Genomic DNA, 16,077 nt, shown 5'->3' on the forward strand with positions numbered 1-16,077 from the left:
CTCCTCGGGCCCACGCACGAGGAGCTGTTCACGCTGATGGTGAAGGGGGAGACGTCGTCGTACCGGGACTTCCCGGTGACGCTCTACCAGATCCAGACCAAGTACCGGGACGAGGAGCGGCCGCGCGCGGGGATCCTGCGCGGGCGTGAGTTCATCATGAAGGACTCGTACTCGTTCGACCTGTCCGACGAGGGGCTCGCCGAGTCCTACGCCGCGCACCGCCTCGCCTACCAGCGGTTGTTCTCTCGCCTCGGCCTGAACACGCAGATCGTCTCGGCGATGTCGGGGGCGATGGGCGGCTCGGCGTCGGAGGAGTTCCTCGCGCCGTGCGAGACCGGCGAGGACACCTACGTGCGGTGCCTGGAGTCGGGCTACGCCGCCAACGTCGAGGCGGTCACCACGCCCGCCCCGCCGGAGCAGTCGATCGCCGACAAGCCCGAGGCGGTCGTGTACGACACCCCGGACACCCCGACGATCGAGACGCTCGTCGCGCACGTGAACACGCTCGGTCTGCGTGACGGATCCGGGGCCAGGCAGTTCACCGCCGCGGACACGCTGAAGAACGTCATGGTGAAGACGCGGATGCCGGGGACCTCGGAATGGACGGTGCTCGGCGTCGGGGTGCCGGGTGACCGCGACGTCGACATGAAGCGCCTCGAGGCCGCTGTCTCACCCGCGGAGGTCGCGCTGCTCGAGGACGCCGACTTCACGGCGAACCCGTTCCTGACCAAGGGCTACATCGGCCCGGTGGGCCTCGCGAAGAACGGCGTGCGCTACCTCGTCGACCCGCGCATCGTCACCGGGACCGCCTGGGTGACCGGCGCCGACGAGCACGGCCGCCACGTCGTCGACCTCGTCGCGGGCCGCGACTTCACCCCCGACGGGACCGTCGAGGCCGCCGACGTCCGTGAGGGCGACCCCTCGCCCGACGGGGCGGGTCCGCTCGTCGCCGCGCGCGGCATCGAGATGGGCCACATCTTCCAGCTCGGCCGCAAGTACGCCGAGGCGCTCGGCCTCACCGCGCTCGGGTCGGACGGCAAGCCGGTGACGGTGACGATGGGGTCCTACGGGGTGGGCGTCTCCCGCGCGGTGGCCGCGATCTGCGAGCAGCACGCCGACGCGAAGGGCCTGGTCTGGCCCCGCGAGGTCGCGCCGTTCGAGGTGCACCTGGTGATCGCCGGCAAGGACGACGCCCAGAAGGAGGCCGCCGAGACCATCGCGGCCGGGCTCGCCGAGGCGGGCCTCGAGGTGCTCCTCGACGACCGCAAGGCCTCGCCCGGGGTCAAGTTCGCCGACTCCGAGCTCCTCGGCGTCCCGACCTCGATCACCGTGGGCCGGGGGCTCGCGACCGGGGTCGTCGAGGTCACCGAGCGGGCGACCGGGGAGCGGCGCGAGGTGCCCGTCGACGAAGTGGTCGGGGCGCTGACCGGCGGGAGCTGAGGATGTGGAGCTGCTGACGTCCAGCGTCAGCGATGCCGCATCGCTGACACCAGCCGGTCAAGCGGGACGGCGTCGGCGTTCGAGCGCGACGCTGATCGCGAAGACCACGATCCCGACGATCGGGAGCACCGCCCCGACGGCAGCCGGTGCGTCGAAGCCCAGCCCGGCGGCCAGGACCGCGCCGCCGAGCGCGGCGCCGAGGGCGTTCGCGACGTTGAACGCGGAGTGGAAGCTGGCCGCAGCCAGCGACGGGCCGTCGGCCGCGAAGTCGATGAGCCGTCCCATGAGTGCGGGACCTGCCGACATGCCGACGAAGCCCAGCGCGAAGAGTCCCAGCGTCGCGGTGACCGCGTGGTGGGCGCCGACGGTGAACGCGACGAGCACCGCCGAGTAGACGACCAGGGCGATCGCGATCGTCGCCCGCGGGGCGCGCTCGGCGAACCGGCCACCCGCGACGTTGCCCGCCGTCATCCCGATCCCGAGCGCACCGAGCAGCAGCGGCACGGTCGCCGTCGAGACCCCGGCCTGCGTCGTGAGGATCGGGCTGATGTAGCTGTAGACCGCGAACAGGCCCCCGAAGCCCGCGGCGATGACGCCCAGCGTCAGCCACACCTGGGGGCGGGTCAGGGCCGTCATCTCGCCGCGCAGGCTGCCGTGGCCGTCGGTCGGCGGGTTCGGGACGAGCGTCACCACGGCGAGCACCGTGAGCAGCGCGATCACCGTGACCGCCACGTAGGCGCTGCGCCAGCCGAAGGTGTCGCCCAGCCAGGTCGCGGCGGGGACGCCGACGATGTTGGCGATGGTCAGGCCGAGCATGACCGTCGCGAGCGCCCGAGCCCGGCGCTCCGGGGGCACCAGCGACGAGCCGAGGACGGCCGCCGCGCCGAAGTAGGCGCCGTGCGGCAGTCCGGCCAGGAAGCGCAGGCCCACGAACGGCAGGAACGCCGGCGCGAGCGCGGACAGCGCGTTGAACACGACGAGGGCGACGGCCAGGGCGACGACCAGCCGCTTGCGGGGCCAACGGGCTCCGATCAGCGTGATCAACGGGGCGCCGACGACGACGCCGAGGGCGTACGCGCTGATCGCGGTGCCCGCCGTCGGGATCGAGACCCCGAGGTCGGACGCGAACCCGGGCAGCACGCCCATGCTCGCGAACTCGGTGGTCCCGATCGCGAGCCCGCCGAGCGAGAGCGCGGCGAGGCTGACCCCGGCGGGCACGCGCCCGAGAGGGGTCCGGCTGGTCGTCGACCCCGACGCTGTCGTGGCGGGGGACTCGACGGATGTGCTCACTGAGGTGGCCTCCGGGCTCACGGAGTGGAGATGAGGTCGGTGAGGGTGGCGAGGGGGAAGTCGGCGGCTCCGCCTGCGCCGCCCTTGAGGCCGGCGACCGTCGCGCCCGCCGCGCGGCCCGCGGCGGTGCCGGTCGGGGTGTCCTCGACGACGAGGCAGTCGTGCGGATCGACGCCGAGGCGCTCGGCGGCGAGGCGGTAGCCCTCGGGATCGGGCTTGCCCGCGACGACGGCGTCACGGTCGATCACGAGCGGTGCCCGGATGCCCGCGGCCTCCAGTCGGATCGCGGCCAGCCGGGCGTCCGCGCTGGTCACCACGGCCCACGGACGGCCGGTGCGGTCCAGTTCCGCGACGAGCACCAGGGCGCCCGGCGTGGCGACGACGCCCTCGAGGTCGTGGTACTCGCGCTCGAGCTGGGCCCGTCCGGCGGCCTCGACCGCGACCGGGTCCAGGTCCGGCCGCATCCGGGCCACGGTGTCCGCGGCGGGGTGGCCCGGCATGGCGGCGAGCACCTGCTCGGCGTCGACGCCGTACTCCCGCGCCCACATGCGCCAGGAGCGCTCGACGGCGGCGTCCGAGTCGACCAGGGTGCCGTCCATGTCGAACAGCACCGCGGCGAACGCCTCGACCGTGGGGCGATCGCTCGTCCGCGTCATGTCCGGTTCCCTCCCCGTGCTTTTCCTCGCTATCCGAGGATAATGGCGGCATGGGCTTCGTGGAGGCCGGCGACGGCATCGAGCGGTGTGAGCCCTATCGCGCCCGCGTCGACCGATGGCGCACGAGCGCGAGCGTGCTCGACGAGGTCCGGCGCTCGCCCGGGCTGACCCGCGTGGAGCTGGCGGCGCGTCTCGGGCTTTCCAGCGCGACGACCACCGAGACCGTCGCCCGCCTGCGTGAGGCGGGCTGGCTCTGCGAACAGCGCGCGCCGGTCAGCGGCCGCGGCCGGCCGACGACGTGCCTGCGACCCGCCCCCGACGGACCGCGCGTGCTCGCGCTCGACCTGCGCCACGAGGTCTGGCGCCTCGCCGTCGCGGGGCTCGACGGCGTGCCGAAGGTGCTCTGCTCCGGGCGGCGCGGCGACGACCTGGCGGAGCAGTTGGCGCGGGCGATCGGCGGGACGGCCGTCGGAACGAACGACTCGTTCGTGCAGCTAGAAGCCACAAACGAGTCGTTCGTTCCGGCGGCTGCGGCTGCGGCGGCTCCGACTGCTCCGACTGCGAGGCACGAGCGCCGTCCGCTGGCCCTCGGGCTCGCCGCCCCGGCTCCGCTCTCGGACGACGTGTTCGTCCGCGCCACCGAGCTGGACTGGGCCACGGTGGTCTCCGACGGCCTCGTCGCGGGGCTCGGCGACCCCGGGATCCCGGTGCTGCCCGGCAACGACGCGACGCTCGCCGGGCTCGCCGAGGCCCGCACCGGAGCGGCCGCGGGGGCGGGGACGGCGTTGTCGCTCACCGTCGAGGTCGGGCTCGGCGGGACGCTGCTGCTCGACGGGCGTCCGCAGCTCGGCGCCCACGGGACGGCCGGGGAGTTCGGGCACCTGCCCTTCGGTGACCCGGCGGTCGCCTGCCCGTGCGGAGCGTGGGGCTGCTGGGGACCGGAGCTCGACGGGCGGGCGCTGGCGCGCCACCTCGGCGTCGAACCGCCCGCCGACCCGCGCACGTTCGCCGTCGAGGTCTGCGACCGGGCCGCCGCGGGCGACTCCGCCGCGCACGCCGCCGTCGCGCGGGTCTCCGCTGCGCTGGGGCGCGGGGTGGCCGGGCTGGTCAACGCGCACGACCCCGACGTCGTCGTCCTCGGCGGCCTCGCCCCGCGGCTGCGCGGCCCGGGGTTCGACGAGGCCTACTCGCGCGGGCTGATGGGCTTCCGACGGGCCGACCCGACCCCGGTCCGCGACGGTGTCCACGGCGACGACGCCGCCCTCGACGGCGCCGTCGCCCTCGCCCTCGACGACGTGACGAGCGCGGAGGGGCTGGCCCGCGCGGCCGGGTGACCCCCTCGGCGGTGGTGCTCGTGGGGGCCCGCGGCCTACGGTCCGTCCGTGGTGCGTGAGCAGGACCTCGACGCCGCTCGCGCCCGTTTCCGGCGCGGCGGCCGGTCGGCGCTCGTGCCGGAGGAGGTGCGGGCCGAGGTGCTCGCGTCCTGGGAGCGCTCCGCATGCCCGGACGGGGGCGGCGCCGACTCCGGGCCCGCCCCGTTCGTCGGCCACCACGACGGCGGGCCGCTGCTCGCCGCCGCCGACGCCGTGCTGGGCGCCTTCGCGACGGAGAACCCCGACGCCGGGTGCTCGGTGGGGCTCGTCTCCGACGACGGCACGCTGCGGGTCCGCCACGACACCGCCACCGCGCCCGGCGAACTGCTCGACGCGGCGTGGTGGGTCCCGGGGCACCGGCACGACGAGGGCTCGGTGGGCACGACGGCCGCCGCGATCGCCCGGGAGACCCGTCGTCCGGTGCTCGTCGAGGGACCCGAGCATCTCCACCCGGCCCTGCGGGTCCTGCGCGACGCGGCGGCGCCGGTGACGCGCGGGGCCCACCGGGCCGCCGTCGTCGTCGTCACCCATGCCGCCGAGCAGGGCGGGGCGCCGCTCGCGCTGGCCCGGATGCTCGCCCGGGGCGTCGCGGAGCACGACGAGCGGGCGCGGCAGCGGCGGGTGCTCGCGATGCACGACGTGACGGCGGCGCTGCGGGCCGAGGGCGTGCCGTGGGTGCTGGCCACGGCGGGCGACGACCTCTGGGTCGGGCGCGGCGTCCAGGCGCTGCCCCCGCCCGACCAGCAGTCGTTGCACGACCTGCTCACCGCGAGCGTGCTGCTCGACGAGACCGGCGCCGCCCGCCACCTCGACCTGCCCTCGGGGCTGTGCGCCGAGGTCCGCATCCGTGAGGTCCGCGGTGAGCAGGGCGAGGTCGTCGGGGCGGTCCTGGGCGGCGTCCCCGTCGAGACCCACGTCGCGGCGGGATCCGCGTCGACCGCGGCGCGGGAGGCCCGCAGGCGCCAGGGCTCGCACGTGGCGCCGACGGCCCGCCGTGACTTCGCCGCCGACCTGCACCGGGGCCCGTCGCGCGAGGCGTCGGAGGAGGCGCGGCTGCGGGCGAACCAGGAGCTCTTCAGCCCGTACGTCCGGGCCCGCCGCGACGTCACGGCGACCCTCGGGCACCGTCGCCATCTGCTGCTCGTGGGGGAGACGGGCGTCGGGAAGCGAACGCTGGCCCGGGAGCGGTTCGCGCACCTGTTCCCCGTCGGCACGTCCACGACGATCGACTGCGCGGCGCTCGGCGAGCACTCCACGCCCGACGACGACGGGCTCGTCGGTGACCCCGGAGCCGACGTGCACCTGGTGCTGCTCGACCAGGTCCACGCGCTCACCCCGCGCAGCGCCCGCCGCCTCGACGAGGTGCTGCGCCCGCACACCGTGCTGCCGGGCCGGGTCGTGGTCGTCGGCTGCCTCGACAGCGCCTCGGTCGACGCGGGCCGGCCCTACGGGCTGCTGCTGCGCCACTTCCACGAGACCGTCCGCGTCCCGGCCCTGCGCCACCGCACCGACGAGCTCGCCGAGATCGCCCGGTCGGTGCTGCGCTCGACCAGCGGGGCGCGCTCGCTGCGGCTGTCCCACCAGGTGGTCCGGGTGCTCGAGGGCTACTCGTGGCCGGGCAACATCGCCGAGCTCGAGGACGTGCTGCGCTACGTGGTGGCCCGCAAACCGGTCGGGGTCGTGCAGGCCCCGGACCTCCCGGCGTTCTGCTTCACCAGCGCCCCCCGCCTGACGATGCTCGAGACCGCCCAGGCCGACGCGATCATCCACGCGCTCTATGAGACCCGCGGCAACCGCTACAAGGCCGCCGCCCTGCTCGGCATCGCGCGGTCCTCGCTCTACCGCAAGATCGACGCGTTCGGGATCAGCTACATCGCCTAGCGCACCTCACTGTCCCGGTTCCGGGACAGTGATCGATCAGCAGGCTCCGGGAGGCCGTCCGATCGTCTCGATATCGGACAGCCCGGGTGTGGCCTGCGCCACTAGCGTCGGTCACGACGCAGCGCAGCCACGGAGGTCGACGCACATGAAGGCCCTTGTCTACCACGGTCCCGGTTCCAAGGCGTGGGAGGACGTTCCCGACGCCCGGGTCCAGGAATCCACCGACGTCGTCGTGAAGGTCGACACGACCACGATCTGCGGCACCGACCTGCACATCCTGCAGGGCGACGTCGCCGCGGTCACCGACGGACGCATCCTCGGCCACGAGGCCGTCGGGACGATCACCGAGGTCGGCGACGCGATCCGCGGATTCTCCGTGGGTGACCGCGTCCTCGTCCCGGCCATCACCAAGTGCGGACGGTGCGAGTACTGCCAGCGCGGGATGCCCTCGCACTGCCAGACCGTCGGCGGCATCGGGTGGATCTTCGGGCACCTCATCGACGGCACCCAGGCCGAGTACGTACGCGTGCCCTACGCCGACACCTCGCTCTACGCGGTGCCCCCGTCCGTGACCAACGAGCAGGCGATCTTCCTGGCCGACTCGCTGCCGACCGGCTACGAGGTCGGCGTGCTCGCCGGCGGGGTCCGGCCGGGCAACACGGTCGCCGTCGTCGGAGCCGGTGCGGTCGGCCTCTCGGCGGTCCTCACGACGGGGCTCTGGGGCGCATCGAAGGTCATCGCGATCGACTCCAACAAGTTCCGCCTGGAGCGGGCGATGGAGTTCGGGGCCACCGACGCGATCGAGGTGGGTCCGGGCACCGTCTCCGACGTCATCGCGCTGACCGACGGCCTCGGCGTGGACGTGGCGATCGAGGCGGTCGGCTACCCGGAGACGCTGTTGACGGCGGCGTCGCTCGTGCGTCCCGGCGGGACGATCGCCAACGTCGGCGTCCACGGCACGCCCGTGGAGATCCCCATGCAGGACATGTGGATCGCGAACGTGACGATGACGATGGGGCTCGTCGACACGGTGTCGATCCCGACGCTGCTGAAGATGGTCGCGAGCGGCCGCATCCCCGCCGAGAAGATGGGGACGCACTCGTTCACGTTCGACCAGTTCGACGAGGCCTACGACGTCTTCGGCAACGCGGCCGCGAACCTCGCGCTGAAGGTCGTCATCACGCCCTGACGATCCCCGCTCGATCCATGATCAGCAGTACGCCACGCAGTCCCGGGACGCCTGGGGCGTGCGTGGTGTGCTGCTGATCAGGCCGTGGCCGAGTGGGCTCCGGGGGCTGCTCGGGCAGCCGCGGGAGTCCGCTCGGCCCGGCCGGCCGGCGTCAGGCCGGGGTGCGCAGATCCGCGGCCGGGAACGGCGGGAGCTCGTCGACGCGCAGCGACGCCCGGCCGGCCAGGCGCCAGGCCCGCGCGACGACGTCGGCGTCCTCGTCGGTGACGAGGTTCCCCATCACGCGCAGCGCCACGGTCATCAGCGCGCGCGAGCGCATGCCCACCGGTCCGGCCAGCGGCAGCAGCCGCGGCGTCGTCAGGAGCTTGGCCAGCCGCCGGGCGATGGAGAACGCCGACCCGTAGTGGGTGCGCAGCGTCGCGGGCCAGGCGAGGGAGAGGTCGGCGTCGGGACCGTCGGACTCCAGCAGCTCGACCACCGTGCGGCCCGTCTCCAGGCCGTAGTCGATGCCCTCGCCGTTGAGCGGGTTGACGCAGCCGGCCGCGTCGCCGACGAGCGCCCAGTTTCGCCCCGCCACGTGCGAGACGGCGCCGCCCATCGGCAGCAGCGCCGACGCGACGTCGCGCACCTCGCCGTCGAGCTGCCAGTCCTCGCGCCGCTGGTTCGCGTAGTGCTCGATCAGCGAGCGGAGGCGGATCTGTGCGGGCCGCGCCTCGGTCGCGAGGGTCCCGACCCCGATGTTGACGTTGCCGTCGTGCAGCGGGAACACCCAGCCGTATCCGGAGAGCACCTCGTTCTCGGTGCCCCGTAGCTCCAGGTGCGAGGAGATCCACTCGTCGTCGTGGCGTCCGGAGCGGACGTAGCCGCGGGCGGCCACCCCGTAGGCGGTGTCGCGGTGCCAGACGCGGCCGAGGACGCGGCCCAGCGTCGAGCGGGCACCGTCCGCGACGATCAGGTGGCGGCAGGCGATCGTCGTCGTGCCGGCGGCGCCCTCGAAGACGACGGCGCTGACGCGGTCGCCGTCGCGCTCGACGTCGACCGCGCGGGCGCCCTCGACCGGCACGGCGCCGCGTTCGAGCGCCGCGGTGCGGATGCGGGCGTCCAGCTCGGTGCGCGCGACGGCGCCGCCGTGCGCGGGCAGTGAGCCGCCCGGCCAGGGCAGCTCGAGCAGCTGACCGAACCCGGCCGCGCGCAGCCCGCGGTTCGTCCCGCGGCCGCGTACCCAGTCGCCCAGGCCGAGGTGCTGCAGCTCGGCGATGGCGCGCGGGGTGAGGCCGTCGCCGCAGGCCTTGTCACGGGGGAAGACGGCGGCGTCGGCGAGCACGACGTCGTGCCCGGCCTCGGCGGCCCTGGCCGCGGCGGCCGACCCGGCGGGGCCGGCGCCGACGACGAGGACGTCGGTACGCGTCGGAGTGCTCACGGTCCCCAGGATGCCTGCTCGACTCAGTCGGCGAGCAGGCTGAGACGGACGCGACGGTTCGGGTTGTCGCCGTTGGTGTCGACGAGGCACACCGACTGCCAGGTGCCCAGCGCCATCCGCCCGCCGAGCACCGGGACCGAGAGCGACGGGCTGATCAGCGCGGGCAGCACGTGGTCACGTCCGTGCCCGGGGGCGCCGTGGCGGTGGCCCCAGCGGTCGTCGGTGGGGAGGAGCTCGCGGAGCTGGCGCAGCAGGTCGGTGTCGCTGCCCGCGCCGGTCTCGATGACGGCGAGGCCCGCGGTGGCGTGCGGGACGAAGATGTGCAGCAGGCCGTCGTCGGCGTTCGCCTCGGCGAGGAATCGCTCGCACTCGCGGGTGATGTCGCGGACGGCCTCTACATCACCGGTCCGGATCTCGATCTCCTCGCTGCGCATCGATCGCGAGCCTACGGCGCGTGGCGGTGCGCCAGAATCGCCCGGCCCGCCCGCGAGAATGTGGCGTTCCTGACGTCCGACGTCAGCGATGCCGCATCGCTGACGCCCCGCCGGACCCGAACAGAGAGGACCTCCCCATGACCGCTCACGCCGGAGTCGCCGTGGTCACCGGAGCCGGGCGCGGCATCGGCGCCGGGATCGCCAGGGCCCTGTCCGCGCGCGGCCACCACGTCGTCGTCACCGACGTGAACGGCGACACGGCCCGCGCGACCGCCGACGCGCTCGACGGGCCCGCCACCGCGATGCCCCTCGACGTCCGCGACCCGGCCGCCCACCGTGCGGTCGCCCTCGCCGCCGCGGACCTCGGCGAGGTCACCGTCTGGGTCAACAACGCGGGCGTGCTGTCCACCGCGTCGGTCTGGGAGGCCACCGACGCCGAGGTCACCTCCACCATCGAGATCAACACGCTCGGGGTGGTCCACGGCTGCCGGGCCGCCGTCGACGTCATGCGCCGTGGCGACATCCTCAACGTGGTGTCGCTCTCCGCCCTGGGCCCGACGCCGGGCCTCGCGATCTACGGCGCGAGCAAGGCGGCCGCGCTGTCGTACTCGCAGGCCCTGCACATCGAGCTGGGCGCCGCGCGGCGTCCGATCCGGGTGCGCGCGCTGTGCCCGGACGCGGTGAGCACCGACCTGCTGCACGCCGTCGCCGACCGCCCCAGCTCGGCCCTGCTGTTCACCGGCCCACGGGTGCTCGGGGTCGACGAGGTCGTCACCGGCGCGATGGATCTGCTCGACTCCCGGCGCCAGCTCAAGGTCCTGCCCGCCTGGCGCGGCTGGCTCACGCGGACACAGTCCGTGCTCCCGGCTGCCTCCCGCGTCCTGACCCCGATGGTCGCCCGCATCGGTGAACGGCGCCGCACCGTCCGGTGACCGGCCCGCGGTCCGGGGGTCGTGACGTCGCCGTGATCTCACGGGCTACGGTGAGCGCCGATCGTCGTCCCCCGAACGTGGAGGCCGGATGCTCCTCGTCGCCCCGGATCCCCGCCTGGGGATCTCTCCGGAGCGCATCAGCAGGGTTCGTACCCTGCTGGACGGGCTGCCCACTGCGCCCGGCGTCGCGGTCGCGCTCCCCGGTGGAGCCGACGGCGAGCTGGATGCGCTGGTGCTGCGTCCCGACGGCGTCCTGGGGCTCGTCCCGGCGACGTCGTCGCGCCGGGACCGGGTGAGCGTCGGGGCCACGACGACGGGTGCCGACAGCGGTTCCGCCGATGCGGGCGCCGGACCGCAGGAGCTCGCCGCGGCGGAGATCGACCGCCTGCTCGCGCTGGCCGACCCGACCCCGACCGCTCCGCGCCAGGTCGTCCCGATCGTCGACCGCCGCCCGCCGGACTCCTCGCGCCACGAGGACCCCGAGCGGACCGACGAGGACACCGGCGTGGGCGTCGCGACCGCCGCGCGCCTGGTCCTGACCGCCTCCGCGGGGCCGACCGTCCTCGACGCCTCCGAGGTACGCCGCCTCTTCGCGGCCTGGCGTCTCGCCGAGTTCGTCCCGGACGCCGCCGATCTCCACACGGCCGGGTTCCCGGGCGAGCTCCCCGACGGCGGTCCGGGTCGTGAACCGTCCGGCGCCGCACCGTCGGGTTCGTCCTCCGGCCCGCGCTCGGTCCCGCCGGGCATCGCGCCGTCCAGCGGCCCGGCGGGGTCCTCCGGAGCCGTCCCGGCCGTCGTCCCCTCCGCGCGCTCCGCGGGCGCCTCGAGCCCCGGGGGAGCGCCCGCGGCCGCCGGCCCCCCGCGCACCGGGGTCCTGCCCGTCGGCCCCGACGGCTTCCCCGACGACGAGGCGGCACCGCGCCCGGCGACCTCCCCGATCCCGGCAGCCGACGGCCGCGCCACGGGCGTCTCCGCCGGCCCATCCGCCGCGCCCGGCCCCTGGGCCGCGCCGAACGCCGGGACCGGAGCGCGCCGCCGTCGGGGGCGGCCGACGCGCCGACCGGCGTTCGCCGTCTGGCTCAGCACGTGGCGCGGCCTCGCCCTCGCCGCCGTCGTGACGTTCGCGGTGGCGCTCGGCGTCGCCGTCCTCGTGGTCCGCGGGGTGTCCCCGACGCCCGAGGACGTCTCGGCCCAGCCGGTGCGCGTCCTCGACGGGGTGTCCTGGACCCAGCGCGTCGTCGCCACCGAGCCCACCTGTGAGGGACACGCCTACGGGCTCGCGGTGCAGTTCCTCCGGGAGCGGCCCTGCACCCAGCTCGACCGCTCACTGTGGTCCGGCGACGTCGGCGGCACCCCGATGGTCGCGTCGGTCACCGCGGTCCGGATGCGCGACGCGTCGTCGGCCTCGGCGTTCAAGTCGCTGGTCGACTCGTCCGGCACCGGCAACGTCGCGGACCTCCTGCGCGAGGGTCGGGGCTTCCAGGGCGCGCCTGCCTCGCTCGGCAAGGCCGGCTACGGATCCGCCTTGCTCGGGGACACGGTGGTCATCGCCGAGACCGCGCCGTCCGGCTCCGGGTCGGTGGGGGAGAGCACGCTCGACAAGGTCGCGAAACAGGCGCTCGGCCTGCGCTGATCACGGGCCCAGCCCGACGAGCAGGAGCGCGAACCCGACGACCGCCGCCGAGGACCGCGCGACGTCGATCGCCTCCCAGCGCCGGACGGTCGCGCGCCAGTCCGCGGGCGGATCGGCGGCGGCCCACTCCGAGACCGCCATGTTGATCGGCACCGTCCCGAACGCCGAGCACAGCACGAAGACGACGAGCACGCCGAGCCCGGCCCAGGCCGCTGCCGTGCCTGCCCATGGCGCGGCGACGGCGCTCGTGACGACCGTCGGCACGATCAGGGCGGGCACGACGACCCGGAGCTGCCGGACGAGCGCGATCCGCGCCGCCACGTGGGCCCCGTCGTCGAGGGCACGCAGTGCGGGGGCCACACCCCACCGCACGATGAACTCCTCCCCGGCCAGCAGCCCGGCGAAGACGAGGGTGGCGATCCGCAGGGCCTCGGGCACGATGACTCCTCACCCCGCCCGCAAGATCAGGAGCACTGGAGGCAGGTTCGGCGGGTCGGTTGTCTGCGCACTGAGTCCCTCGTGGAGGTGGCTGCTCAGCGGGTGCCCGGGAACACCGACACCACGGGCTCGGTGCCGGCCCGTTGCCGCCAGCGCACCCCCACGGTCGCCGCCGAGACCACGGCCGTCACCCCGGACCGGCGCAGTCCCGCGTCGTCGGTGCGCTCCAGGACCGCCCGCCACGCGACGGCGGTGTCGTCCTCGGCCACGACGAGCAGCGCGGCCGCGCTCGCGGCGTCGTCCACCGGCCGCGGGGTGGCGTAGGCCGCCGCCGCGGGCACGGGCGCGACCCCGGCCGCCTCGCACAGCGCCACCAGCGCGTCGCGACGCTCCCGGTGGGCGAGCGCCGCCTCGGAGAGCGCGCCCTGGTCGCCCGGCGCGAGGTAGGCGCTCGCGAGGCCGCACGACCACACCGCGGCGTGCTCCGCGCCCAGGGCGGCCGTGACGGCGGTCCGGGTGTCGGAGTCGTCGAGCGGACCCGCCATCAGCACGCCACCCCGGTCACGTCAGCACCTCGGCGAGTCCGCCGCAAGAGGCCGCCACGGACGCCACGAGCCCGCTGCGATAACGCGCCGTGCGGACCGCGAGCTCCGACCCGGCGTCGCGAGCGGCGCCGAGCGAGCTGCGCAGCGCGGCCGCCGCGGCGGCGGACGAGGCGGGCGGTGGCGGGTCGGCCACCCGAGCGTCGACGGCGTCCGTGCGGTCCGGGCGGGCCCGGCGGACCTCGGCGGCGAGCGCGTCGGCGTGGGCACGGCGGGTCTGCGCGACCGGGGACACCCGCGCGGCGAGATCGGGGAACACCTGCCCGGCCACGGTCGCCAGCGCCGCGTCGGCCCGGGCCGCCGCGAGCGGGGCCTCCAGCTCGTCGGGGCCCTCGTCGCCGTTCCCGCAGGCCGCCGCGACGGTCAGCGCGGACCCGGTCAGCGCCAGTCCGGCCGTGGCGCGCAGGACGCTGCGCCGCGACGGGGACGGGATGGACATCGGCGGCCATCCTGCCAGTCGGACCGGGTGGCGGACCGGACGCGGGGCCGGGCCGCACCGCCACGGTGCGGGCTAGGCTGGGGGGCCCGCGGGCGCCCTGTCCTTGCCCCGGGGCGCCCCCAGCCCGGACTCCACCCAGCCAGGAGGACCCCCGTGTCCCGTGCGCCCGTGGGCTCACCCACCGGTGCCGCCGCCAGCGCGCTGCAACCCGTCGTCGACGACGTCGTGGCGCGCGCCGGCTTCGTGCTCGACGAACTGGACGTCCGCCCCGCCGGTCGCCAGGTCGTCGTCCGCGTCACCGTCGACTCGACCGACGTCCCGGGGGTCGACGACGGCCCGGTCGGCGGCGTCGACCTCGACGCCGTCGCGCACCTGTCCCGCGAGGTGTCGGCCGCGGTGGACGCCCGGGAGGCCGAGGACCCGACAGTGCGCTCCGCGCTCGCCGGCGCCTACACCCTCGAGGTGACCACGCCCGGCACCGACCGCCCGCTCACCGAGCCCCGCCACTGGGAGCGTGCCTGGCTGCGTCGCGTCGCCGTCACGCTGGCCGACGGGGAGACCCTCACCGGCCGGGTCGGCGCCGTCGCGACCGGGGCGGACGGGCCCGCGACGGTCACGCTCGCCGTCGGGAAGCACGGGACGGAGCTGCGCACGGTGACCCTCGACGACGTCACCCGCGCCTCGGTCGAGGTCGAGTTCAAGCCCGCGCCCGACGCCGAGGTCGAGGCGCTGCGGGCAGCGCGGCGCGGAACGGGCCGCGACGAGGAGGAGGGGCAGTGAAGGTCGACCTGATGGCCCTGCGCGCCATCGAGCGCGACAAGGACATCTCCTTCGAGAGCGTCGTCTCGGCGATCGAGTCCGCGCTCCTCTCGGCCTACCGCCAGACCGGGCGCGAGACCCCGGGCGCCCGCGCCGAGGTCGACCGGGAGAGCGGCGAGATCCGTGTGCTGGTCCCCGAGGTCGGCGACGAGGGCGAGACGCTGGGCGAGGTGGACGACACCCCCGCCGGGTTCGACCGCATCGCCGCGGCCACGGCGCGCCAGGTCGTCGTCGCCCGGCTGCGCGACGCGGAGAACGACCGCAACTACGGCGAGTACGCCACCCGCGAGGGCGAGGTCGTCGCGGGTGTCGTCCAGCGCGACGCCCGGGCGAACGCCCGCGGCGTGGTCGTCGTGGACATCGGCTCGATCGAGGGCGTCATCCCGTCCGCCGAGCAGGTCCCCGGGGAGAAGCTGGAACACGGCGAACGTGTCCGCTGCTACGTGATCGGGGTGACGAGGACGCCGCGCGGGACGGCGGTGACGCTGTCCCGCACCCATCCCAACCTGGTGCGCAAGCTCTTCGCGTTCGAGGTCCCCGAGATCGCCAGCGGGGCCGTCGAGATCACCGCGATCGCCCGCGAGGCCGGGTACCGCTCCAAGATGGCGGTCCGCTCGAGCGTGGCCGGGCTGAACGCCAAGGGCGCCTGCATCGGCCCGATGGGTGCGCGGGTGCGGGGGGTCATGGACGAGCTGCACGGCGAGAAGATCGACATCATCGACCACTCGGACGACCCGGCCGAGTTCGTCGGCAACGCGCTCTCGCCGTCGAAGGTCGTCTCGGTCGAGGTCGTCGACGAACGGGCGCGCGCCGCCCGCGTCGTCGTCCCCGACTACCAGCTCTCGCTGGCGATCGGGAAGGAAGGGCAGAACGCCCGTCTCGCCGCGCGTCTGACCGGCTGGCGGATCGACATCCGGTCCGACGCCGAGCCGGGTCCGGCCGAGCCGGACCTCGTCGCGCCCTGACCCGGATCGATCCGGTCACGCCCTTCCGCCCGGACCGCATCGGACGGCGACGGCGGGGCGCGGTAGAGTTACCCATGGCCCGGACCCGCCCGGTCCTCCGTGAGGTTCCACCGATCGATGGACCGGTGCGCACCTGCGTGGGGTGCCGATCGCGGGGGCCGGCGTCGGAACTGTTGCGAGTGGTGGCCGTGGACGGGGCATGCGAACCCGACCCACGGCGTCGCGAGCCGGGGCGGGGAGCCTGGTTGCATCCCGTCACCGACTGTCTGCACCGCGCGGAGCGCCGGTCGGCGTTCCCCCGGGCGTTACGCGTCCAGGGGTCGCTCGACACCGGGGCGCTGCACGTACTGCTCGACCCGGATCCGCCGTCGTCCGACCAGGGTGCAGGCGCCGACGGCCCCGTCGTCGCCGGAGAACAAGGAAGCAGGTCGACCCCCGATGAGCCAGCCGTGAAGCACTCGCGATGAGCGCGCAGGCGTAGGACACGAGGTCGCGGGCACGCCGCCGACCTCGAGAATGAGGAGATCAGTGGCAGGCAAGGCCCGGGTGCACGAGCTCGCGAAGGA

At 75.2% G+C, this 16,077-nt stretch carries 16 protein-coding genes; 9 read left to right on the top strand and 7 right to left on the bottom strand.

Annotated features, from left to right (window positions below):
* Positions 1-1,440: proline--tRNA ligase (locus tag VGI02_RS09940; RefSeq protein WP_331627175.1), on the top strand; the 1,440-nt coding region annotated here is incomplete at its 5' end.
* A gap of 57 nt (positions 1,441-1,497) precedes the next feature.
* Here VGI02_RS09940 and VGI02_RS09945 read toward each other — a convergent pair.
* Positions 1,498-2,658, bottom strand: a complete 1,161-nt coding sequence (locus tag VGI02_RS09945; RefSeq protein WP_331627176.1) for an MFS transporter — start codon at positions 2,656-2,658, stop codon at positions 1,498-1,500.
* Between the two features lie 89 nt (positions 2,659-2,747).
* Positions 2,748-3,386, bottom strand: a complete 639-nt coding sequence (locus VGI02_RS09950) for an HAD-IA family hydrolase (RefSeq protein ID WP_331627177.1) — start codon at positions 3,384-3,386, stop codon at positions 2,748-2,750.
* 50 nt (positions 3,387-3,436) lie between these two features.
* Here VGI02_RS09950 and VGI02_RS09955 point away from each other — a divergent pair, with 50 nt between their 5' ends.
* The 3 genes from VGI02_RS09955 (at position 3,437) to VGI02_RS09965 (ending at position 7,829) form a co-directional block, all read left to right on the top strand.
* Positions 3,437-4,720, top strand: a complete 1,284-nt coding sequence (locus VGI02_RS09955) for an ROK family protein (RefSeq protein WP_331627178.1) — start codon at positions 3,437-3,439, stop codon at positions 4,718-4,720.
* Positions 4,721-4,768: 48 nt separating this feature from the next.
* Positions 4,769-6,640 (top strand): AAA-type ATPase lid domain-containing protein, encoded by a 1,872-nt coding sequence (locus tag VGI02_RS09960; protein WP_331627179.1) that lies wholly within the window; start codon positions 4,769-4,771, stop codon positions 6,638-6,640.
* A 145-nt stretch (positions 6,641-6,785) separates the two neighbouring features.
* Complete coding sequence (locus tag VGI02_RS09965) at positions 6,786-7,829, top strand: alcohol dehydrogenase catalytic domain-containing protein (RefSeq protein ID WP_331627180.1); 1,044 nt, start codon at positions 6,786-6,788, stop codon at positions 7,827-7,829.
* A gap of 151 nt (positions 7,830-7,980) precedes the next feature.
* On the opposite strand, the gene VGI02_RS09970 is transcribed toward VGI02_RS09965, so the two are convergent.
* Together VGI02_RS09970 and VGI02_RS09975 are read right to left on the bottom strand one after the other, a co-directional pair.
* Entirely contained in the window at positions 7,981-9,249 is a 1,269-nt protein-coding gene (locus tag VGI02_RS09970; RefSeq protein ID WP_331627181.1) for a geranylgeranyl reductase family protein, read from the bottom strand.
* 23 nt (positions 9,250-9,272) lie between these two features.
* Positions 9,273-9,683, bottom strand: coding sequence for a secondary thiamine-phosphate synthase enzyme YjbQ (locus tag VGI02_RS09975; protein ID WP_331627182.1), 411 nt, complete (start codon positions 9,681-9,683; stop codon positions 9,273-9,275).
* Positions 9,684-9,820: 137 nt separating this feature from the next.
* Between VGI02_RS09975 and VGI02_RS09980 the strand changes: the two genes are divergently transcribed.
* Entirely contained in the window at positions 9,821-10,615 is a 795-nt protein-coding gene (locus VGI02_RS09980) for an SDR family NAD(P)-dependent oxidoreductase (RefSeq protein ID WP_331627183.1), read from the top strand.
* Positions 10,616-10,703: 88 nt separating this feature from the next.
* Positions 10,704-12,248, top strand: coding sequence for a hypothetical protein (locus VGI02_RS09985; RefSeq protein WP_331627184.1), 1,545 nt, complete (start codon positions 10,704-10,706; stop codon positions 12,246-12,248).
* Here the strand turns inward: VGI02_RS09985 and VGI02_RS09990 are convergent, their stop codons facing one another.
* The 3 genes from VGI02_RS09990 to VGI02_RS10000 all read right to left on the bottom strand — a co-directional run bounded on the left by VGI02_RS09990 (position 12,249) and on the right by VGI02_RS10000 (position 13,727).
* Complete coding sequence (locus VGI02_RS09990; RefSeq protein ID WP_331627185.1) at positions 12,249-12,686, bottom strand: anthrone oxygenase family protein; 438 nt, start codon at positions 12,684-12,686, stop codon at positions 12,249-12,251.
* Between the two features lie 95 nt (positions 12,687-12,781).
* The gene (locus tag VGI02_RS09995; protein WP_331627186.1) at positions 12,782-13,231 is read right to left on the bottom strand and encodes a DUF4439 domain-containing protein; all 450 of its coding nucleotides are present in this window, start codon (positions 13,229-13,231) and stop codon (positions 12,782-12,784) included.
* 16 nt (positions 13,232-13,247) lie between these two features.
* Entirely contained in the window at positions 13,248-13,727 is a 480-nt protein-coding gene (locus VGI02_RS10000) for a hypothetical protein (RefSeq protein ID WP_331627187.1), read from the bottom strand.
* A 153-nt stretch (positions 13,728-13,880) separates the two neighbouring features.
* Between VGI02_RS10000 and rimP the strand changes: the two genes are divergently transcribed.
* The 3 genes from rimP (at position 13,881) to VGI02_RS10015 (ending at position 15,978) form a co-directional block, all read left to right on the top strand.
* Positions 13,881-14,507 (top strand): ribosome maturation factor RimP, encoded by a 627-nt coding sequence (gene rimP / locus VGI02_RS10005; RefSeq protein WP_331627188.1) that lies wholly within the window; start codon positions 13,881-13,883, stop codon positions 14,505-14,507.
* The gene (nusA, locus tag VGI02_RS10010) at positions 14,504-15,511 is read left to right on the top strand and encodes a transcription termination factor NusA (RefSeq protein ID WP_331627189.1); all 1,008 of its coding nucleotides are present in this window, start codon (positions 14,504-14,506) and stop codon (positions 15,509-15,511) included. The genes rimP and nusA overlap by 4 nt, the downstream gene beginning before the upstream one ends.
* Positions 15,512-15,585: 74 nt before the next feature.
* Entirely contained in the window at positions 15,586-15,978 is a 393-nt protein-coding gene (locus VGI02_RS10015; protein WP_331627190.1) for a YlxR family protein, read from the top strand.
* The last annotated feature ends 99 nt before the right edge of the window (positions 15,979-16,077 follow it).

This window comes from Actinomycetospora sp. (assembly GCF_036497245.1).
Classification (GTDB): domain Bacteria; phylum Actinomycetota; class Actinomycetes; order Mycobacteriales; family Pseudonocardiaceae; genus Actinomycetospora.